Genomic DNA, 20,169 nt, shown 5'->3' with positions numbered 1-20,169 from the left:
ACGTTTTAATTATTACTGCTCTGCTGTAGAGGTATACTTTTCATGGCATTCTCCATAAAAGCACTATTTGTGGTATTAAAAGTATCCTTTTTCTTTAATATATTCTCTATTTCCTTGTTATTGGCAATTTCATTTTTCTGTTCATTTGCAACATTATTAATCCAGCTCATATCCTTATCAGATAATTTGCTATAATCATTTAAAAAATACCACTTCCCAGATTTTTTAACTAAAGTCACGACTTCCACATCTGGTCTTGGACTTTCAATACCATTAAAATAAGTGTTATATGAACATATCATGGCAATAAAATTATCATATTTCTTTTCATTATATATTTTAACCAACTGTATTTCTTTTACATTAAAAGCATTCAATTGTTTTTTTACTGCTACAGTTGGTGACATTTCAGAATTTAAGAAGAATCCACTTAAAAAACTAGCATCCTTTGAAACTTCACTATTGTAATAGGTTTTTACAGTCTCTTCTGGATTTGCTCTAACATCCGTTGAATTTGAAACGATGGTTTTACCAACGGTGGTGTTATTTTTAGCGGTGCTCGTGTTTTTGCCACATCCAGCAAAAATTAACGATGTTGTCATTACTATAAGAATTGTTTTTAGGACCGCTCTATTCACCTTTTCATACCTTCTATCTTTATTTTATATTAAGCTAACAAATGAATAATACAACAATTTAGTGGCTATGTAAATAGATAATTTATTACAAATCTTTTAAGTTTTATAAATTATACTTTTATATAGATAGGGTTAAAGATTTGCTATGCAAAGACTCCTTTTTATTTCTTGTAAAATAAAAATTACTATGGGAGTAAATTCCAATAGTAATTTATTGAAAATACTTAATCTCAATTTCATTATGTTTCTCAATCATTAACAATTTTATACTAGTGTGAAAACTTAGTCTCATCTTTAACCATTAGGCATATCTACATCAGTATGGATTACATGTATAGATTTAACCATTCCATATGGTGAACCTTCCATAGGTTTAATTACATGATTAACCTTAGCCATTCCATATGGTGAACCTTGCATAAGTTTAATTATATGGATAGATTTACCATTGGTAGATGGTGATATTAAATTTAATGACAACGTAAGTGTTAACATTAAGCAACCTATTCCAAAAGCTACATTTCTTAAAGTTTTAATTTTCATAATAATACCTCCTATTAATTCAAATCATTTGATAATAATAAGTATTCCTGACAAAGACTTGGTTTATCTTGTCTCAAATACATAAGAGCCATCTTGTCATAGATTGATTTAAGATTATTTTTGTCATTATTAATTTTTAGTAATTCAACTAATTTCATATAAACATTTTCCAGATTAACCCAATTGCTCAATTTATCGTATATATCTGCTAATGTATAATACCCTTTTATTAAATATTCCATATCATTGTACTCTATAGCGTAATTTAAGCCTTCATCAATAGTTTTAATTGCATCAGTATATAAGTTTTGTTTTAAGAAAACATTTGATTTTTCTATAAGCGTAACACCTAAGTTTACTTTATCTAATTCACTTCTAAATTTTTCAGCCATTTCAAAGTATTTTAAACTTTCTTTAAAATCATCTTTATGACAATAATTTAATCCTAAGTTATTATATACGTAACCCAAAATAGGAGTAACTTTATCTGAAATTTTACATATCAAATCTTTATAAGTTTCTATAGCTCTGTCATAATCTCCCCTTAATTCATAACAGTTTGCTTTAGTATTAAAACCAAAATTATAAAAAGGGTCTGATTCGTCACTAATTGTCAAATATTTTTCAATCGTCTCTAATGCTAAATCAATTTTATTTGAATAAAAATATGCATTTGCTAAATTATATAAAGATGATTGTTGAATTTTTTTATCATCATAAACAAATGAATAATATTGACTTAAATTAAAATAAACTATAGCAACTTCGTGCTGCAAATTTTTACCCTTAGAAATACCCATTCTAAGATAAATCTGTCCTAATTCTTTATCTTTGCCCATAGTTTTATATATTTTTATAGCATCTTCATAGTTTTTGCAAGCATCCTCATAGTTTTTCTTTTCCTCATTAATTTGTCCCATTTTAAAATATATTTTAGCTCTAATCCTAATCAAATCATATTCTTCAGATAACTGCAAAATCTCATCAATTTTACTTTGACTTATTTCATCATTTTTTAGTTGACCTAAACAATAAAGTTCAGCATCTTCATTTGGCGAACGCATTAGATAATCGGCATCAACATTCAAAATAATATTAAGCTTGTCAGCTTTTTGGTTAAACTTTTCAGCTAACTTAATGGCTGTAGCATAACTTACGTCTCGTTTTCCTGTTTCAATCATGCTTATAAGTCCCCTACTAACCTTTTCCGTTTGTAAATCTTCCTGATTTAAATCTAATTGCTCCCTCAGTTTCCTAACTTTTTCACCCATAGTCAAAAAGTCCATTGCATCACCCTTTTCCACAATATTCTATATGTGTATAATATACAACCATCTCGTAGAAAAGGCAACATTTTTTAATATGTTAATGTTTTATATACCTTATTATATTTGTTAAAGCTTTGCTGCGCAAAAACTAAAGAATTAACAGCTCTTCTCTTGTTAAAGATTAAAGTTTTAGCCACGTGGGCTAAAGGTGAGAGAATTCACTTCGTGAATGGTATAAAAAAAAGCATGACTCCATCATGCTTATCTAACATTACTAATATTAATAACTCTTTTTATCTTTTCAATATCTCTAGTTTTCTCTTCTAATTTCATGAATTCACTATCAGCCTGTGTTATAAACTTCATAATTGTCTCTTGAGTCAATTTCATTTCTTTTTGAGTCGCTTGTATTTCTACTAACTTAGCATCCATTTCTACTACCTTAGCATCCATCCCTACTATCTTAGCGTTCATTCCTGATATCTTAGCATCCATTTTATCTAATCTTTCATTTGTAGGTTGAAGTTTTTTATCTAATAGGTTTTCTATTGATTTTAATAACATTTCGTTTTCCAAATAATTTCACCACCAATGAGCTTATTTTATCATGAATTTAAAGCATATACAATCTTAAAATGGAGTACAACTTTTACCATTATACTGACTAAAGATTTGCTACGCAAAGACTAAAGAATTAACGGCCTTGGCATCGTTAATTCTTCCATCTAGCCACAGGGTTTCTCTCACCTTTTCACCTACCCTAAATTACCGAATTTATCTCTCCACCAAGTATTATTATAAACGAACTTATTAAAAGCCACAGCATCAAAATTATCACCGCTCCAAGGCTCCCATAAAGTCTTGAATAGTTAGAAAAATTATTTATATAAAATGAAAAACATAAAGATGTCAATATCCACCCAACAGCTGAGAAAATTCCACCAGGTAATACTTCTTTTAGCCTGTGCTTTTTGCAAGGTGCATATATATATAGAAGTGAAAACACACAAATCATTATACTAACTATTATTATATATCTAATAAAATACCAGAACATATAAAATAAATTATTTAAACCAACCAACTTTGCAAGTATATGTCCAGTACTTTCCCCAAAGACAAGTAAAAAAATTGTGACCATTATGATTACCACAAGAATTAAAGTGAAAATTATGGAAACTATTTGTGAAACTATAATATTTCTACATTCTTTTTCATTATATGCTTTATTTAAACCCTTTATAACAGCATTAAAGCCTGATGATGCTGACCAAATTGTAAGTATTAGGCTTAAAGATAAAAGTCCTCCATTTTTTTTATTCATTACTTCCGTAACGGTTTTATGTACAAGTCCATATACTTCATAAGGTATAAAAGTTTTAATGTTATTCATTATATCAGTGACTTTTATATTACTGTACCCTACAATTGTTATTAAGAATATTAAAAATGGAAAAAAAGAAAGCAAAAGACTGTAGGCAAGTTGAGACGATAATGCAAATATATCATCTTTTATTATTTTTTTTATCAAAATAGAGAAAGTGATTTTTAGCTTTTTATATGAAAATAACATACATAACATCACCTTTTAATAATGGCAACTTGCTCACAAAGTAATATCTTAATACAAAGAAATTTTGAAGTAAGAGTGAAGGGTTTTGGACATTGCTTCGCTCATTGAAAAAGCGAAGCATTGGTGAAAACTCTTCGCCTATTCTTTCCAATATCTCACTTTTATGAACAAACCCAATTTAGTGTAGTATATATATTATTTCAAAATTTGCATCAATTATACACACATCTTAATTTCTAATTAAAGATTCCCCTACTTCTTTTCTTTTTATTGAAAAATAAATAATAAACCAAATAATAAACACATATTCCTATAAGTGAGCCGACAAAATCTATAAGCACATCCCTTACGCTTGAAGTCCTACCTGGTACATATATTTGATGAAATTCATCAAGAACTGCGTAAAATAGACATATAAACATTATGTAAATTACTGCACCTTTGCCCTTTAAACCAAACTGGAACAATATCAAAGACACTATTACGGCTAGTACACAATATTCAAAAGCATGTGCATTTTTTCTTATTATTAAATTTAACTTCTCTTCTCTAGCACTTTTAGGAAGCTCATTATACTGCTTTTTTTCTTCACCATCTAGTTGCCTATATTCTGTTCTTATTTTGTTTAGTAGGCTATAGCTTTTTGCATTGGATACATCTCCTGGTTTTGTTGAATTGTAAAATATAAATCCAAACCAAACTAAGCAAACTAATAAAATTATAATTTTTTTCATTTTACACCTCCATAAGCTGTCAAATTAATCTCATCTATTTCTTAAAAAGAAAGGAGAAAATACCGCTCTTTTTTTCTTGAATTTTTTTCATATTTACATGGATTTCTTCATTGGTAAGCACACAATTGGCATTTTGCTGCACTTGGTTATACACCTCTTTATAGTCTTTTTTTATCTCCTTCATAGCCTCTCCAAGATTAGGACATCTTTTACCTGTTGAGTGCGCGTCAGAGGCAATAAAGTTGCATAAGCCATTCTCTATAAGACTATATGAAGCCTCTCTTATATGTTTTCCCATAAGGCCTAATATGCTTGAAGTGTTTATTTGAAACAAGCAGCCTTCTTCCACAAATTTATTTATGTTAGTTAGCTTTTGCCAGATGTAAATATATCTTTCTGGATGGGCAATTATTGGTCTTACGCCTAATATTTTTAATTCGTAGATAATATCTAAGGCATCTTCTGGCAAAACATCCATAGGAAATTCTATTAATAAATACTTAGAATCATTTAAGCCATGGATTGTCCCTCTTTTATATTCCTCTAAAGTATGTTTATCAGCAAAAATTTCTTGACCTGGATATAATTCTACATCTATCCCATTTTTTTTAGCTTCAGCGTTTAAATTTTCAACATGCTTTAATACATCACTATACACATTTTCAAAATAGCCCCTATAGAAATGTGGTGTAACAATAATTTTATCTGTTCTATTTTTTTCTGCAATCTGAAGCATTTCTATGCTCATTTCAACATTTTTTGATCCATCATCAATGCCAGGCAATATATGACAATGCATATCTATCATTTGTATTTCCTCCTAATTTACAATGTATTCATTTTAAACTTATCTATACATATTTTTTAATAAACTCTTAATGCTTTCAGATACGTTACTTTGAAGTAATCTTTTTAAATCAGCTAATGAGTTTATTGAATAACTGGTCTTAATTCCTATTTTTTTGTCACCCATAGTAAAACTTACAAGCTTAAATGGCTCTATAGGTTTTGTACTTATTGTAACATAATTGTTTTCAGCATCTACAGAGAAATTTGTCGAACTGCTCTTTTCTAGCATTGTTAAAATAATTTTTTTAGGTACTGGTATCCTTCCAATTTGAGCACTTTTAATACTAAACCCCAAGGAATTATTTTTTAAACTTGGTACAATTTCAACTGCATATTGCGTAGGGATTATGTTTAACAAATCTGAGTTAACGTATATCTTTATATCATCATTTATATCTGTTTCTATAGCACTAACACTTACTTTATTTTTAATAGCATTATATATTAGATTATTTATATCATCATCTGTTAATGAAACACTTGTCTGTAGACTTTTATTTTCGTTGTTAAATTCTACTTCATTCAGTGATTCTAATTTTATAATACTGTCACTAGCTTTTGCAAAATTATTAACTTTTGTTATCTTTTTTACTGGACTCACACAAAATATTATAGCAAAAATCAAAGCTAGCACTATAATGATAAAAGGTAAAAGTTTTCTCTTTTTTCTATTATCCATATACCTCAGCTCCTGCGCCAAATTTTTTTAAACCTCAAAAGCAATAATGCTTAAATTGTCATTACTATGGTTTTTTAAACATACATCACATATATCAAAACAAATTTTATTTAATTCCTCATTGCTAAACTTATTACTCCTAGAAAACCTTCTAACAATTTCTTCCTCAGTAATGTAATTATAAACTCCATCCGTACAAATAATATAAATATCATTTTCCATAACTTTACCAGTTTTAAAATATGGCTCTACAGTTTCAAAAGCCCCCATTGCCTTTGTCAAAATGTTTTTGCTTCTATGATTTTCATATTCTTCATAGGTTATTAGGTTGTTTTCATACATTTCCCAGGCTTTGTTATGCACCTTAGATATTAAACTTATTTCGCCGCTTCTGATTTGGAATATCTTTGTATCACCTATATTGCTAGCTAAAAAGCAGTCATCTACAATATTTATCATAGACAAAGTTGTAATCATAGTTTTTCCCATTTGTTTTTGCAAATTATAAATATGAGAATTTATTTGATCATACTTTTTTCTTATTAGAAGTTCAATATATTTTATATTGCTGCTTGTTTCATGTTCTAGTTCATCTTTTATTGCGTTAACTGTCATATTACTGGTTTCTTTTCCAAAGGAGTGTCCACCTGCACCATCAGCTACTGCAAAGGTGTAATTGTTGTTTCCCAAAACAGTGATAAGTGCGTCTTGATTTTCGTCTCTTTTACCCTTTGAGGTATAAAATCCATATGTAAGTTTAGGCATTACTAAAGGTAACGTATCCTCTTTACTCGAAAACATTTTAATCACCTACTTTAACAGTAAACTCTGTACCTGCAAGTTTAATTCTCTTAGTACCTACTATTTCTTCTTTACCAGAAATCCTTACGCCCTCAATAAAACTTCCATTTTTACTATTAAGATCTGCTAAATATATACTTTGGCCTTTCTTGTATATAAGTGCATGTTGTCTTCCTAGAAATTTATCACCACTAATAACAATATCACAAGCTTCCGGGTCTCTTCCAATACATACAACTTCATTTGTCATTAGAAATTTTTCTTCTATGCCGTTTTCTTTATACATAATTAAAGCATACACAACTTGAATTTCCTCTTTTGGTATAGAAATTATTTGCGTTTCATCTAATTCTTTATTTCTTGAAGATTCTATAGCCGACATGATTTTTGTCTTGTCATTATCATCTAAGTTAGGTATTTTTGAAAAATATGTGTTAGTATCTTGACTTATATTAGAATTTAAGTTTTCTCTTCTATTTTTAAATAAAGCCTGAGTTTTTTCTTCTTCTTCGTCTTCCTCTTCACCTTCTGTATCCTCATCCTCGTATTCATCTTCTTCATCTTCTAGATCTGAGAATATATGATTTCTATTCATTAAAACATACACGAATACAGCTATTATTATCACCGCAATTAAAATATATATATAACTGGTTTTCATTTTTTTAACCCTCCACATTTATAAAATAATTATATACTTAAATCCATATTTTTGCATAGTAACATTGTATCACCCAATTACATCACTAGCAACTTTAAAGCTTTAAAAAATTTACCATAATACCATATAATATGGCATTATATGTGTAATTACTTATAAAACATTGATATGTGTAGAGAACATAATATAGTCCTGAAATATGTAAAAATACGACTTATGAAAACGTTTGTAAGAATATGGTATTTAGTATTATATTATTATCATAAATCATCTTTGAGGGGGAATTTAAATGTATATTATCAATTTATCAGAGTATAAATGGAATACAAAATTAAAATTTCTGAGGGTAATTAAGGGTTGGAGTCAACTTGAAGCTTCAAAAAGGTGTATTGTAAATGCTAAACTCTATAGCAATTGGGAAAATAATCTACATTTCCCACAACCAAAGTCTCAAAAATTAATAGCAAGAGCCTTTAACATTAGTGTGGAAGAACTTTTTTCAAATGTAACAATAAATCCATGTGAAGGATGTGTTTATAGTGGAAAAACTCATAAAAAAGGCTAAAGCTGGTGATGCTGATGCTATGGAACAAATTATTAATAAATTTAATTATTTTGTCATAAAATATGCAGCAAAATACAAAATACCTTCTTACGAACTAGATGATCTAGTGCAACATGGTTTTCTCTCAATAATAAAAGCAGTATATAACTATAAATCTGACAGCAATAACTTTACTACTTATTGTAACAATTCAATTATAAACAATTTCAACGCTCTTTTAAAGGCACAAATTAAACATTACAGGGAAGTTCAAAATGAAGACATTTTAGACATGCAACCATATGATTTTACATTAGAAGATGAAGTCATTGCTTTTGATGAAGCCCAAAAAGTTGTACAAGCCTTTAACAGCCTTAATGAAACTTCAAAAAAAATAATTAAAGGGGTATACTTTGAGGACAAAAGTTTAAAGGAAGTGGCTGCAACCTATGACATAAATTACAGAAAGGCAATAGCAATAAAAAAAGCTAGTTTAAAGAAGTTAAAATTTATTTTGCTTACTACTAATGAGCATAAGTAGCACTCGAAATATGATGTTAAAGAGTTTCACCTAAAAATTTAGCTACTAAAATTTTGTCTTTAGTAGCTAAATTTTTTATATAGTTTATATGTTATTTTTTCTTACCTTTTGGTCCTTCTCCGTAATAATAGTGATAATATCCATAATTCTTTCCACCACCTGCTTCGGCTTTATTCAAAATAACCCCAATTATATTTGCTTTTACGTGTTCTAATAATTCCTTTGCTTTTTGTGCAGCTCCAATTTCAGCTTGACCTGCTGCTATTACAAGTAACACGCCTCCAACCATAGTAGATAAAAGCTGTGCATCTGTTACAGCTATAACTGGTGGAGTATCTAATATAATAAAATCGAAAGTTTTTTTTGCCTCATCCAAAAATGACTGCATTTTTTTTGATGCAAGCATTTCTGATGGGTTTGGTGGTATTGTACCTGAAGTTAATATGTATAAACTTTCATTGTATCTTTGTGCCACATCTGCAAATTTATGTTGACCAATAAGTAAGTTTGAAAGTCCTTTATTATTAGAAATATTAAACTTTTTATGTAGTGATGGTTTCCTTAAATCGCAATCAATTAAAAGTATTCTTTTGCCTGTTTCAGCCATAGATAAAGCTAAATTGGCAGCAGTTGTAGATTTACCTTCTCCTGGACCTGAACTTGTCACCAAAACTGTGCTCATGTCGTCATCAAAATTAGAAAATTGAATGTTTGTTCTAAGTGTTCTATATGCTTCCGATATAGGTGACTTAGGATTGTCTTGAACTATTAACATTTGTCTCCCCCTTAAATATCATCCTGCATCGGTATGGTTCCGAGTACTGGTAAGTCTAAATATCTTTTTATATCATCTGTAGTTTTTATTGTGCTGTCCATGTATTCTAATAGAAAGGATAATCCAATGGATACCATTAAACCTAATATGAATGCTATGGCAATATTAAGGGATTTTTTAGGCTCAATTGCCTTATCTGGTAATTGGCCTTTATCCATAATTCTTACATCACCAGCATTATACACACTATTACAATTTTCAACAAATGCCTGTGAAAGTGCTGTTACTCTGTTTAATGCATCCTGTGGAGTATTCGCTGTTGCCACAATATCTAATATTTGTGTACCTTCTTCTGGCGTAACTGTTACAAATCCATTTAATTTTTCTACAGTAATACCACCGCCAAGTTTTTGCGCTGCTTTATCTTCAATAAATGTAGAAGTTGCTATACTTGTATATGTTTTTGTTAAGTTTTGATACATCATAACATCATTATATTGCTGACTTGAATTACTTGAACTATTACTTCCGTTTGCCTTTCCAACTATTACTGTAACTTTTGATTGGTATACAGGCGATAATATAAATATACTTAGAATACCTGATATTATCGTTGCTACTAAAGTAATCGTAATTATGATTGATTTACGTTTTGATACTATATAAAAAATTCGGCTTAAGTCAATGCTACTTTCTTCATTCATAAAATTATCCTCCATTTTTAATGTTATACAGTCGTATTATACATCATTTTCTACTCTTTTTCTACTTCTTCTTCATTACAAATTTCGTATTAATTTACATATGATATACCCCCAATTTTATCAATTAATCACAACCAATAATTGAGGCTTTTACTTTACTTTATTTTTTACACAACTAATAGATTAATTCATCATTTTAATGCATTTCATACTAGTAATACTTATATTATTTTCTCATGCCAATTACTTTAGCTGGTACTCCACCTACTATAGAGTAATCTTCTACATCTTTTGTTACAACTGCACCAGCTCCAATAACTGCTCCTCTTCCGATAATAACTCCTGGTAGTATTATTACTCTCGCTCCTATCCAAACATCATCTTTAATCCTTACATCTAAAATCTCGAAATCTTGCAATATTATTTTTTGGTTTCTATTAGTTCTATGGTTTGAAGTATAAATCATAACATCATCTGCCATTAAAACATCACTCCCTATATTAACAATTCCTCTGTCATCTATAAAACAATTTTTTCCTATACCAGAATTATTACCAATTCTAATATTTTTCCCACTAACAAAGTTTAAATTATTCCTTATATTTACATCACGTCCTATACAATTAAATAAATATTTTAAATAAAATACCTTTATCTTGTTAATGCTTGTTTTACTAGAATTTTTACATGGGATTTTATTTAATGTTAATAGATACACCACTCTTAGCAATTTATTAAGCATTCTAGCACCTCTTGACTATACTTCTATAAATTTCTTTAATTGCAATCACAATAAAAATAGAATCTTCAATAAAGTACCTTCTAAATAACCTTTTAGGTTCTTTACAAAATCTATAAAACCACTCTAAACAGCATTTTTGCATCCACTTAGGTGATCTTTTTATTGTTCCTGCAATAAAATCAAATGAAGCACCTACTCCCAAAGATACTGGCACTTTATACTTATCTCTATTGTTATAAATCCACGTTTCCTGTTTTGGTGCACCTACTCCAACAAATAATATATCTGGATTGGCTGCTAAAATCTTTTTTATAATTTTGTTATTTTCATTCTCATCATTTTCAAAACCAAATGGAGGACAATAAGTTCCAACTACATTTAAATTTTTAAATTGTTGTTTAAGATTTTCTGCTGCTTTATCAGCTACTCCTTCAAGCCCTCCTAAAAAGAATACTTTATATTCTTTACTTGCTGCATGCTCACATAATCTAGGAAATAAATCAGAACCTGAAACCTTTTCTTTTAATGGCTTACCTACTAATTTAGAAAGCCATACCAATGGTTGTCCATCAACTAAAATCAAATCAGCTTCTTTATATATTTTTTTAAAACTAGGATCGTTGTTGACCTTCATTACATGATCTACATTAGGAGTTACAACATATTTAAATTTTGTTCTATCATTTATCATATAATCTATAACTTTTATACACTCTTGCATATCAACATTGTCAAATCTTACATTTAACATCTCTACTTCATTCATAACGATTATAACCTTTCACTATTAATTATTTCATCATATAGATTTATATATTCTTCATACATTACTAAGTTAGAAAAATTGTGATCATATGAACTTTTTGCATTTAACTCCATATTTTTAATTAATAATTTATCATTGTAGCACTTTAATATAGCTTCCGCTAAAGATATTTCATTACATGGTTCAACTAATATTCCATTTTCACCATTTTTAATTATCTCTGGGACACCTCCAACATTAGTAGAAATAACACACTTTCCTAGGGCTATTGTTTCTAAAATTGCTATACCAAATGTCTCCATAAGAGATGGCATTACTACTATGTCGCTTTCTATTATCAAATTATTTGGGTTATTTATATGCCCAATTAAACTTATATAATCCTGTAATGAATTATCATAAATATATTCCTTTAGTTTATCGTAGCAGCTCCCTTCTCCAGCTAAAATACATTGTACTTTACAATTTTTTTTTATGAGGTAATTAACTGCTTTTAATAAATATTTATGCCCTTTTATGTCTTCCAATCTTCCAATACTGCATATTTTAAAATATCCTTCTTTAAAATATGTATTTTTTATTATGTCACATTTTAATTCCTTATCTCTAATTGAATTATATATAACAACAAGTTTAGACTCTATAATCCCTCTATTTATTAAATTCTGTTTAACAAATTTTGATACACAAATATATCTTTTATTAAAGTTAGATAACAGATTCTCTATAACTTTAAAAACTTTTCTTTTTATATATCCGTCTCTTTCAATATCAACTATACCATGTACTGTAGTAATAACAGGTATGTTCAGAATTGTACCAATAAATGTTCCAAAAAAACTTGATGTAATTCCATGACAATGTATTATATCAATTTTATACATTTTTGCAAAATATGCCATTTTTAATACATATATAGGAGTAAAAATTTTAGCATGTGGCAATGAAATGATTTTATTAGTAATACTAGAACTTTTTATGTATAGCCCTGTTCCATTAATACAAACTAAATAAAATTGTATTCTTGAAATATTACCATTTAGTAATAAATCCTCAGTTACCTTTTCAGTTCCCCCATATTGTCGCCCTAAATTGACTAACATTACATTATTCATTTTTACTTCACCTCCATTTAACGTTGATATTGAATAAAATACTATATTAGCACATTACCCATAAATCTTTTTTCTTAAACAATATCCTATAAATAAAAAAGTAAAATACGAATTTTCAAAAAGTGAAAAGCCATAGGACTTTACTGATGCAATTAACATAAAAAGAAATAAACTTAAAGTTATCAAACTAATTGCACCACTACATTTATCTTCGTTATTTTGCTTATTTGATAAAATCTTTATGATATATATTACGCTTATAAGCAATAGAAATATCCAAATTCCATGTTCAACTATTAAATGAGATAAGTATGAATCGCTTAATGTATTTATCTCATAAAATATATTTTTATAAGATATAAAGTTACCATACTTTGCTGACTCATCCCCCCATGTTCCTAAACCAGTACCTGTGATAAGAGTCCCTTGAAAAATGTGAAATGCTTGAATCCAATAAGTAACTCTTCCCTCTTGAACACCAGATGAATACATTTGTAATTTATCCATTAATCTTACTAAAGAATATAATAAAAAAGGAGTTAGTAGCATTGCTGACCCAAATATTATTCTCAATGAATTATACAATCTATATTTTATAGCAAGAATTATAGTTATAACAAAAACTAAAATTAAAGTCATTCTAGATGTTGAAATAAATACGCCTAATAAACTGTTTATGATTAATAAATATTGCAATTTTTTATTCTTATAAATAAAAGCTTTACTTATTGTTAAATAAAATATAATGAAAAACCCGGTTGCCATATATTCTCCATAAACATTAGGATGCTGTAATAATCCAAATATTCTGCCTCCTGCTACATATAAATTGTAATATCCCTGGGCGGAAGTACCCTCATTGGCATTTGTGGGAATAAATTTTAGTAATTGATATCCTTTAAGTCCATATAAATATTCAATAATACCTGCAATATTCATAATAATACAAGAAAACATGTATATTTTTATCATCCTAATCAATTGTCTTTCTTTTAAAACGTAATAAGCTACAATAATCACAACTACATTTCTTAACAACTTATATAATTCATAAATCATGCCAATGTATGTTCCAGTATTATTTAGATTGATTTGAATTAATGAAAACATTATTGAACAAACAATAAATGCTATGTAATATCTAATTGCTTTTCTCAGTAATTTTCTATTATAATGGTTTATGTTTGTTCCAAGTGACTTTCTTTTCCATAACATCATATATAAAATAAGAGCTATTAATAATAATAAATATAAAATATCATCATAAAAATTGCTATACTTTACAAAATTAAATTCAAGCCATGTTTGAAATATTGGCAATACTGACATCATATATAGAATTATTTCCATATTAATTTCTCCTATCTTTTATGTCATATAAGTTAAAATTTTTTCTTATTACTTCTCTCACCTTTACAATTATAGAACTAATCAACATAAAGCTTTTTTCCTTAAAACTTTGATTTTTTATATTCTCCGTTATGATATTATTTTTCTCTAGGCTTATAATATATTCATAATTGTTTTTTGAACTAAATCCTTCTGTGGAATAGTTAACAATTGTTCTATTAATATATTTAATCTCAAAAGAATTATTAATAAATGTTTTTATTACAAATTTATAATCTGCACATACTTTATATCTTATATCAAATCCTCCTTGTTGCAGTAAAATATTTCTTTTACAAAAAATTACTTGATGGCAGATAGTTTGCTTTATTAAATCAAATCTTTTAATTTTTTGTCTATACTTGATAACCTTCCCATTAGCTCTAACATCTCCATATACTACATCAACATTATGATTATTGAATTCATACATTACATCATTAATTACATTGTTATCAATTAAATAATCATCAGAATTTAAAAAATAAATAACTTCTCCGCTTGCACATGTTATTCCTTTATTCATAGCATCATAAATTCCATTATCATCTTCAGATATAATCCTTGATATTTTATCTTCATATTTTCTCACAATTTCTATTGTTTTATCTTGTGAATTTCCATCAACAATTATATACTCAATACAGGGATAAGTTTGATTTATGACGCTTTTTAAACATTTTTCAATATGACTTTCACTATTATAACAAACCGTTATTATAGATATTAATTTATTCTCCATTAGCTATACCTTTCTCCGTATTCTTTACAATATTGTAATATATATTTTTATCTCTATATCCTATAATTTGGGCTGGATTGCCACCAACTATAGCACACTCTGGAACATCCTTTGTTACAACAGCCCCCATACCAACTACAGCACCTTGAGCAATTTTAACTCCTGGAGTTATATTAACATTTACACCAATCCATACATAATCTTCTATTACGACTTTCTTATATATATATTTATCATCATAAGGCATAATTTTATCTGATTTATAATTATGATTAGATGTATAAATTGAACATTTTGGAGCTATATGTACATGATTTCCTATTGTTATTCCACCACTACCGTCAAAAAAGAAACCTCCCCCAATATGAGTATCATTTCCTATTTCAATTTTTTGGGGGCTATATACCCATGGGAATATTCCATCATATACTCCCAATTTACTTCCTACCCCAAATTTTTTAAACCTTTTTTTTAACTTGTAGTGTTCAAATTTAATTAAAAACATTAACACTCTGCTTCCCTCCACCTGTTATATTGTTCATAATCTCCCCCAACTCTTTTAAACTACATGGCATAACTATCTTATTATCAGTTTCCTCTATAAGCCAAGTTATAATTTTGTTTTTTTCTTCATTATCAATAAAATTATACAATTTTATTGTAGAAATAACATTTTTAACTCCGCTTTTTACTGCATATATTAAAGCCATAGACATAGCACCAATAACAACATCGACGCCACCATCATTTATCATAAATTCAATTGGTATAAAATCTTCAATTATTTTATCTTTATCATTTACTTTATAATAAATATTATTAAATATAGGATGTGGTTTAATATATACCTGACTATCAACACCTTTAGAAATCTGATTATAAATATTTGTTGAATCCGATATATAATCAGGTCGTTTACAGTAACTACATTTAAATATGTCAGTTTCCAAAATTATAATAGCATTTTTAGAAAAGTTACACTTAATTGTATCAACTTCTTCTCTATTATATCCTATACTTTTAATTAAACTATCTTTAATTACAGGTAAATACCCACCTAAAAATTTAACATCATACGGAACCTTAATATACAATTTATTATACAATTTGTATATTAATTTCTTAAAGGAAACATTTTTCTTACAGTTAATTTCAGGATCAAAATTTACATATCTAATTTCATTTTTTTTTCTTATTCTATAATATAAATCAAAAATTTCCAAACATTCATTTTTATTAAACATATAAATTATTTCATTTTCAATATTATCTATATTACTTTTATAAAATTTCTTCATCCATATAAAATTTTTAGCAATTTTATATGGATGAAGCGTATGTACTAATTGATACTCATAATAAACTATATCTTTTTCTTTTATGCCTATGTATAATAAAAATTTTACAATATTTTTATTATTAAATACTACTATTTTAAGTTTATATTGATTCATATCTTTATATTTAAAATATAAGCCTATGGAATATAGTAAACTTGAATAAGATAATATAAGTATTTTCATTTTTCTACACCTTATTTAAAACTTTTAAAATGAATTGTTTAGTTTTAGTTCTTTCATTTTTATTAATAGAAACATGATACAACAAATAAGAAATTATAATTAATAAGCAGACCTTTATAATAATTGTTACACAGCTTACATTTAATTTAAGCACTGAAAAATTAGACATTATATTTATAAATAAATACACCATTATAATACTTACTGGCATATTAATTTTATATATCTTTAAATTAATTATATATACTGAAGTAAACAATACAACATAAGTAATTAGGTTAACAACTGCCGCTGCATATATACCATATTTAGGAATTAAAATTAGATTTAACACTATATTTGTTACTGCTGCTAGGCCAGTTGATATAGGTAGAAAATAAGTTTTCTTCATATAAAACAATGAATTTACAACCATAAAGTATAATCCATTAAAAAAATATGATAAAAATACAAATGGCATAATGTAACAAGCATTTGAATATGCTTTTGGTGCCATTATTATTGTAATTTCCTTTGAAAACAAACACAAAATTAATGTTATTATACCTATAGTAACAACATAGTATCTGTTAATATTGTTAAATATTTCTTCAGCCACTTCCTTTCTATCATTTGCAGTTTTCATAAATATAGGTGACCATGCTTGATTTATTGCACTCACAAGCACAAACATAATTGTTCCAATTTTATAGCCAAAAGAATACAGACCCAAATTACTTGTATCGACATAATTATTTAATATGATTCTGTCAATAAATGTTATACACCAACTTGCAGTTGCATGAGGAATAACAGGAATCCCAACCTTCAATAAACTTTTCATTTTATTAAAATCTAAATATAAACTATATAGATTTTTAGATAATATTGTAGCAATGACAAAAAATATTATTGCCACAATTAATTGAGCTGTTATTACCCCTTCTGCACCTTTTTTTAAAAATACAACAAAAATTATGTTAAGTGTTGTTGAAGTTAAAAACTGCAAAATACTTAAAAAACCATATTGTTTAGATTTTTCTCTAAATTGAAGCATAGACATTGGAAATTGTATAAATATTGAAAATCCACTTGTCAAAAAACATATATTTAAATAATTTTTAGGAACATTCTTTATAAAATAATGTGTTGATATACTGTTTATTGATATTAAAACAGCTATAGCAATAACACAAAATATCATAATAGTATTTATAATTGTACTAAAAAACTCCTTTATTTCTTCATTATTTTTTGAATTATAATAAAAAACACTAAAGGCAGCATTTAATCCCAGCGGTAAAAACATACTTAATAAATTACTTGCTGTATTTATTAAATCAACAATTCCATAATCCGAAGTAGTTAAACAGCGAGTATATATAGGTACTAGTATAAATGAGCCTATACCTGTAATAATCGTCGCAACCCCATAATTCATTATATGTTTTAAAAAATTACGTATAAACTTAGTCATTTTATCTCCTAATTAAAGAACATATTAATTCTATTTCATCTCCACTCAAATCTACTGAACTTGGCAAATTAATTCCCTTAGCTGAAATTTCTTCAGTTACAGTCATATCTCCATGCCTACACTTTTTATATGGAGGCATTAAATGAACTGGTTGAAAGAATGGTCTGCTCTGAATTCCATTTTCTTTAAGTTTTTCAATGACTTTATCACGAGAAACGCAGTAGTCATCTTCTACCAAAATAGAATATAACCAAAAACAATTTTTTGCATACTCTTTTTCTGCAGATGTTTTTATACCCTTAGCATTTTTTAAAAGTTCATTATATAATTTTCCGTGTTCTCTTTTAGCTTCTACATACTCTTCTATATTTTCAAGCTGAGCAACTCCCATAGCTGCAAGTACATTAGGCATTCTAAAATTATAACCTACTTCTTCATGATAAAATGCTCCATTTTCTAGAACAGTTTTTGTCTGCGTTGAAAGATACTTCGCTCTTTTACCCCATTCTTCATTATTTGTAACAAGCATTCCACCTGCTCCAGTTGTAATAATTTTATTTCCATTAAAACTGAAACATCCTATATCACCAACCATGCCTACTTTTTTACTTCTATATTCAGAACCAAGCGCCTCAGTAGCATCTTCTATTACATACAAATTGTGTTTTTTAGCAATTGTCATAACCTTATCCATATCTACTGGATGTCCATAAATATGTACTGGAAGTATTACCTTAGTTTTAGATGTTATCATCTCCTCTATTTTGTCTACATCCATAACCCATGTATCTCTGCAAACATCTACAAATACTGGCTCAGCTCCTACATACTTTATAGTGTTTACTGGCGATATAAATGTCATTGATGAAACAATGACCTCATCACCTTCACCTATTCCTAAGGTTCTAAGTGCTAATTCCAATGCAGAGGTTCCATTCATAGTAACAACTGCATTTTTAGCCTCTACATATTGAGCAAACTTCTCCTCAAACATATCAACATATTTTCCTACAGAAGATACCCAATTAGTATCAAAGCATTCTTTAACATACTTCCACTCATTGCCTGACATTTTTGGTATACATAATGGTATCATATCAAATTCCTCCTAAAGTTAATTACACATTATAAATATCTGTCTTAAAATACTGCATATTATTTTGTATCCATTGAACAGTTTCCTTAATCCCATCATCTATCGTGTACTTAGGTTTCCATTCAGTTAACTCTTTTATTTTTGTGTTATCTGCCCACAATCTGTTTACTTCACTGTTTTCCGGTCTAAGCCTTTCTTCATCGCAAAGAATTTTAATATCTTTTCCTATAACATTGATAATCTTCTTAACTGTATCTCCTATAGAAATTTCATAATTAGAACCTGCATTTATAACTTCACCTATTGTCTTTTCACTTTCAGCTATTTTAATAAAAGCTTCTGCTGTGTCCTTTACATAGTTAAAATCCCTTGTAGGTGTTAAACTTCCAAGTTTAATTTCAGCTTTTCCTGCTAAAATCTGTGATATTATTGTTGGTATAACTGCTCTTGCTGACTGTCTTGGTCCATATGTATTAAAAGGTCTTATAGTTGCTATTGGCATGTTAAAACTTTTATAAAAACTCTCTGCTATTTTATCTGCACCTATTTTTGATGCTGAATAAGGTGATTGCCCTTGCATTGGATGTTTTTCATCTATAGGCACATATAATGCTGTTCCATAAGTTTCAGAAGTAGATGTATGTACTATTTTCTGAACATCGTATTCCCTACAAGCTTCAAGTACATTAGTTGTCCCTTCTACGTTTGTCCTTACATAGGCCATAGGGGATAAATATGAATAAGGAATTGCTATGAGTGCTGCAAGATGGAATACTACATCCTGACCTTTTATAATTCTCTTCATTCCGTCATATTCTCTAATATCGCCCGTTACAACATGAATACTATCTTTTACTTTTTTATCAAATGTATCTATCCATCCCCAATTATTAAATGAATTATATTGAACAAGCGCTGTTACATCTGCACCTAGTTCCACAAGTTTCTCTGTCAAATGACTTCCTATAAAGCCTTCTGAGCCTGTAATTAAAACTTTTTTTCCTTTTAAGTTCATTATTTCACTTCCCTT

At 28.0% G+C, this 20,169-nt stretch carries 23 protein-coding genes and 1 pseudogene; 2 read left to right on the top strand and 22 right to left on the bottom strand.

All coding sequences use genetic code 11. From position 1 onward, the window contains the following. Positions 1-5: 5 nt before the first annotated feature. From B8978_RS08980 to B8978_RS08935, 10 genes are all read right to left on the bottom strand, one after another. Entirely contained in the window at positions 6-602 is a 597-nt protein-coding gene (locus tag B8978_RS08980; RefSeq protein WP_139796014.1) for a hypothetical protein, read from the bottom strand. Between the two features lie 330 nt (positions 603-932). Continuing rightward, on the bottom strand, positions 933-1,181 hold the full coding sequence (locus tag B8978_RS08975) for a hypothetical protein (RefSeq protein ID WP_084115371.1): 249 nt from the start codon (positions 1,179-1,181) through the stop codon (positions 933-935). A gap of 14 nt (positions 1,182-1,195) precedes the next feature. Next, a complete protein-coding gene (locus B8978_RS08970) occupies positions 1,196-2,485 on the bottom strand; it encodes a helix-turn-helix domain-containing protein (RefSeq protein ID WP_207651881.1) in 1,290 nt (429 codons plus the stop codon). Between the two features lie 225 nt (positions 2,486-2,710). Continuing rightward, complete coding sequence (locus B8978_RS08965) at positions 2,711-3,025, bottom strand: hypothetical protein (protein ID WP_084115368.1); 315 nt, start codon at positions 3,023-3,025, stop codon at positions 2,711-2,713. Positions 3,026-3,209: 184 nt separating this feature from the next. Beyond that, positions 3,210-3,980, bottom strand: a complete 771-nt coding sequence (locus B8978_RS08960; RefSeq protein ID WP_341435463.1) for a YihY/virulence factor BrkB family protein — start codon at positions 3,978-3,980, stop codon at positions 3,210-3,212. A gap of 278 nt (positions 3,981-4,258) precedes the next feature. Continuing rightward, positions 4,259-4,756 (bottom strand): VanZ family protein, encoded by a 498-nt coding sequence (locus B8978_RS08955; protein WP_084115364.1) that lies wholly within the window; start codon positions 4,754-4,756, stop codon positions 4,259-4,261. 34 nt (positions 4,757-4,790) lie between these two features. Then, positions 4,791-5,564 carry a tyrosine-protein phosphatase gene (locus tag B8978_RS08950; RefSeq protein ID WP_084115362.1) on the bottom strand — a complete coding sequence of 258 codons (774 nt, stop codon included), beginning with the start codon at positions 5,562-5,564 and terminating at the stop codon, positions 4,791-4,793. Between the two features lie 39 nt (positions 5,565-5,603). Next, positions 5,604-6,284 carry a hypothetical protein gene (locus B8978_RS08945; RefSeq protein ID WP_084115360.1) on the bottom strand — a complete coding sequence of 227 codons (681 nt, stop codon included), beginning with the start codon at positions 6,282-6,284 and terminating at the stop codon, positions 5,604-5,606. Between the two features lie 27 nt (positions 6,285-6,311). Next, positions 6,312-7,085 carry a PP2C family protein-serine/threonine phosphatase gene (locus B8978_RS08940; RefSeq protein ID WP_084115358.1) on the bottom strand — a complete coding sequence of 258 codons (774 nt, stop codon included), beginning with the start codon at positions 7,083-7,085 and terminating at the stop codon, positions 6,312-6,314. A gap of 1 nt (position 7,086) precedes the next feature. After that, a complete protein-coding gene (locus B8978_RS08935; RefSeq protein WP_176212657.1) occupies positions 7,087-7,746 on the bottom strand; it encodes an FHA domain-containing protein in 660 nt (219 codons plus the stop codon). Positions 7,747-8,035: 289 nt separating this feature from the next. Here B8978_RS08935 and B8978_RS08930 point away from each other — a divergent pair, with 289 nt between their 5' ends. After that, on the top strand, positions 8,036-8,311 hold the full coding sequence (locus tag B8978_RS08930; protein WP_084115354.1) for a helix-turn-helix transcriptional regulator: 276 nt from the start codon (positions 8,036-8,038) through the stop codon (positions 8,309-8,311). Beyond that, on the top strand, positions 8,286-8,831 hold the full coding sequence (locus B8978_RS08925; RefSeq protein WP_242950526.1) for a sigma-70 family RNA polymerase sigma factor: 546 nt from the start codon (positions 8,286-8,288) through the stop codon (positions 8,829-8,831). Before B8978_RS08930 ends, B8978_RS08925 begins: the two co-directional genes overlap by 26 nt. Before the next feature lie 91 nt (positions 8,832-8,922). Here the strand turns inward: B8978_RS08925 and B8978_RS08920 are convergent, their stop codons facing one another. From B8978_RS08920 to B8978_RS08865, 12 genes and pseudogenes are all read right to left on the bottom strand, one after another. Continuing rightward, positions 8,923-9,606, bottom strand: a complete 684-nt coding sequence (locus tag B8978_RS08920; protein WP_084115352.1) for a CpsD/CapB family tyrosine-protein kinase — start codon at positions 9,604-9,606, stop codon at positions 8,923-8,925. An 11-nt stretch (positions 9,607-9,617) separates the two neighbouring features. Further along, positions 9,618-10,310, bottom strand: coding sequence for a YveK family protein (locus B8978_RS08915; RefSeq protein ID WP_084115350.1), 693 nt, complete (start codon positions 10,308-10,310; stop codon positions 9,618-9,620). 232 nt (positions 10,311-10,542) lie between these two features. Further along, positions 10,543-10,707 (bottom strand): annotated as a pseudogene (locus B8978_RS20515) (DapH/DapD/GlmU-related protein); the annotation flags it as partial. 346 nt (positions 10,708-11,053) lie between these two features. Next, positions 11,054-11,818: a WecB/TagA/CpsF family glycosyltransferase gene (locus B8978_RS08905; protein ID WP_084115346.1), complete on the bottom strand. Its 765-nt coding sequence runs from the start codon at positions 11,816-11,818 to the stop codon at positions 11,054-11,056. Positions 11,819-11,823: 5 nt separating this feature from the next. Beyond that, positions 11,824-12,933 carry a glycosyltransferase family 4 protein gene (locus B8978_RS08900; RefSeq protein ID WP_084115344.1) on the bottom strand — a complete coding sequence of 370 codons (1,110 nt, stop codon included), beginning with the start codon at positions 12,931-12,933 and terminating at the stop codon, positions 11,824-11,826. Between the two features lie 54 nt (positions 12,934-12,987). Further along, positions 12,988-14,283, bottom strand: a complete 1,296-nt coding sequence (locus B8978_RS08895) for an O-antigen ligase family protein (protein WP_084115342.1) — start codon at positions 14,281-14,283, stop codon at positions 12,988-12,990. A gap of 1 nt (position 14,284) precedes the next feature. Next, positions 14,285-15,064 (bottom strand): glycosyltransferase family 2 protein, encoded by a 780-nt coding sequence (locus tag B8978_RS08890; RefSeq protein WP_084115340.1) that lies wholly within the window; start codon positions 15,062-15,064, stop codon positions 14,285-14,287. After that, complete coding sequence (locus B8978_RS20395; RefSeq protein ID WP_176212665.1) at positions 15,054-15,569, bottom strand: acyltransferase; 516 nt, start codon at positions 15,567-15,569, stop codon at positions 15,054-15,056. The genes B8978_RS08890 and B8978_RS20395 overlap by 11 nt, the downstream gene beginning before the upstream one ends. Then, positions 15,556-16,587, bottom strand: a complete 1,032-nt coding sequence (locus B8978_RS08880; protein WP_084115337.1) for a polysialyltransferase family glycosyltransferase — start codon at positions 16,585-16,587, stop codon at positions 15,556-15,558. Before B8978_RS08880 ends, B8978_RS20395 begins: the two co-directional genes overlap by 14 nt. A 4-nt stretch (positions 16,588-16,591) precedes the next feature. After that, positions 16,592-18,043, bottom strand: a complete 1,452-nt coding sequence (locus B8978_RS08875) for a lipopolysaccharide biosynthesis protein (protein ID WP_084115335.1) — start codon at positions 18,041-18,043, stop codon at positions 16,592-16,594. A 1-nt stretch (position 18,044) separates the two neighbouring features. Beyond that, complete coding sequence (locus B8978_RS08870) at positions 18,045-19,139, bottom strand: LegC family aminotransferase (protein WP_084115333.1); 1,095 nt, start codon at positions 19,137-19,139, stop codon at positions 18,045-18,047. A 22-nt stretch (positions 19,140-19,161) separates the two neighbouring features. Continuing rightward, complete coding sequence (locus B8978_RS08865) at positions 19,162-20,154, bottom strand: NAD-dependent 4,6-dehydratase LegB (RefSeq protein WP_084115331.1); 993 nt, start codon at positions 20,152-20,154, stop codon at positions 19,162-19,164. Positions 20,155-20,169 lie beyond the last annotated feature (15 nt).

This window comes from Clostridium acidisoli DSM 12555 (assembly GCF_900176305.1).
Taxonomy (GTDB): Bacteria; Bacillota; Clostridia; order Clostridiales; family Clostridiaceae; genus Clostridium_I; species Clostridium_I acidisoli.
Note: the sequence above shows the minus strand (reverse complement) of the source record. Positions and strands in the feature narration are given on the sequence as shown.

Bases quoted from the DNA above. Each gene is read 5' to 3' on its own strand.
- B8978_RS08880 (WP_084115337.1), bottom strand. From the start codon at position 16,587: ATGAAAATACTTATATTATCTTATTCAAGTTTACTATATTCCATAGGC.
- B8978_RS08905 (WP_084115346.1), bottom strand. From the start codon at position 11,818: ATGAATGAAGTAGAGATGTTAAATGTAAGATTTGACAATGTTGATATG.
- B8978_RS08915 (WP_084115350.1), bottom strand. From the start codon at position 10,310: ATGAATGAAGAAAGTAGCATTGACTTAAGCCGAATTTTTTATATAGTA.
- B8978_RS08870 (WP_084115333.1), bottom strand. From the start codon at position 19,139: ATGATACCATTATGTATACCAAAAATGTCAGGCAATGAGTGGAAGTAT.
- B8978_RS08955 (WP_084115364.1), bottom strand. From the start codon at position 4,756: ATGAAAAAAATTATAATTTTATTAGTTTGCTTAGTTTGGTTTGGATTT.
- B8978_RS08890 (WP_084115340.1), bottom strand. From the start codon at position 15,064: ATGGAGAATAAATTAATATCTATAATAACGGTTTGTTATAATAGTGAA.
- B8978_RS20395 (WP_176212665.1), bottom strand. From the start codon at position 15,569: ATGTTTTTAATTAAATTTGAACACTACAAGTTAAAAAAAAGGTTTAAA.
- B8978_RS08945 (WP_084115360.1), bottom strand. From the start codon at position 6,284: ATGGATAATAGAAAAAAGAGAAAACTTTTACCTTTTATCATTATAGTG.
- B8978_RS08920 (WP_084115352.1), bottom strand. From the start codon at position 9,606: ATGTTAATAGTTCAAGACAATCCTAAGTCACCTATATCGGAAGCATAT.
- B8978_RS08975 (WP_084115371.1), bottom strand. From the start codon at position 1,181: ATGAAAATTAAAACTTTAAGAAATGTAGCTTTTGGAATAGGTTGCTTA.
- B8978_RS08895 (WP_084115342.1), bottom strand. From the start codon at position 14,283: ATGGAAATAATTCTATATATGATGTCAGTATTGCCAATATTTCAAACA.
- B8978_RS08900 (WP_084115344.1), bottom strand. From the start codon at position 12,933: ATGAATAATGTAATGTTAGTCAATTTAGGGCGACAATATGGGGGAACT.
- B8978_RS08930 (WP_084115354.1), top strand. From the start codon at position 8,036: ATGTATATTATCAATTTATCAGAGTATAAATGGAATACAAAATTAAAA.
- B8978_RS08980 (WP_139796014.1), bottom strand. From the start codon at position 602: ATGACAACATCGTTAATTTTTGCTGGATGTGGCAAAAACACGAGCACC.
- B8978_RS08865 (WP_084115331.1), bottom strand. From the start codon at position 20,154: ATGAACTTAAAAGGAAAAAAAGTTTTAATTACAGGCTCAGAAGGCTTT.
- B8978_RS08875 (WP_084115335.1), bottom strand. From the start codon at position 18,043: ATGACTAAGTTTATACGTAATTTTTTAAAACATATAATGAATTATGGG.
- B8978_RS08935 (WP_176212657.1), bottom strand. From the start codon at position 7,746: ATGAAAACCAGTTATATATATATTTTAATTGCGGTGATAATAATAGCT.
- B8978_RS08940 (WP_084115358.1), bottom strand. From the start codon at position 7,085: ATGTTTTCGAGTAAAGAGGATACGTTACCTTTAGTAATGCCTAAACTT.
- B8978_RS08950 (WP_084115362.1), bottom strand. From the start codon at position 5,564: ATGATAGATATGCATTGTCATATATTGCCTGGCATTGATGATGGATCA.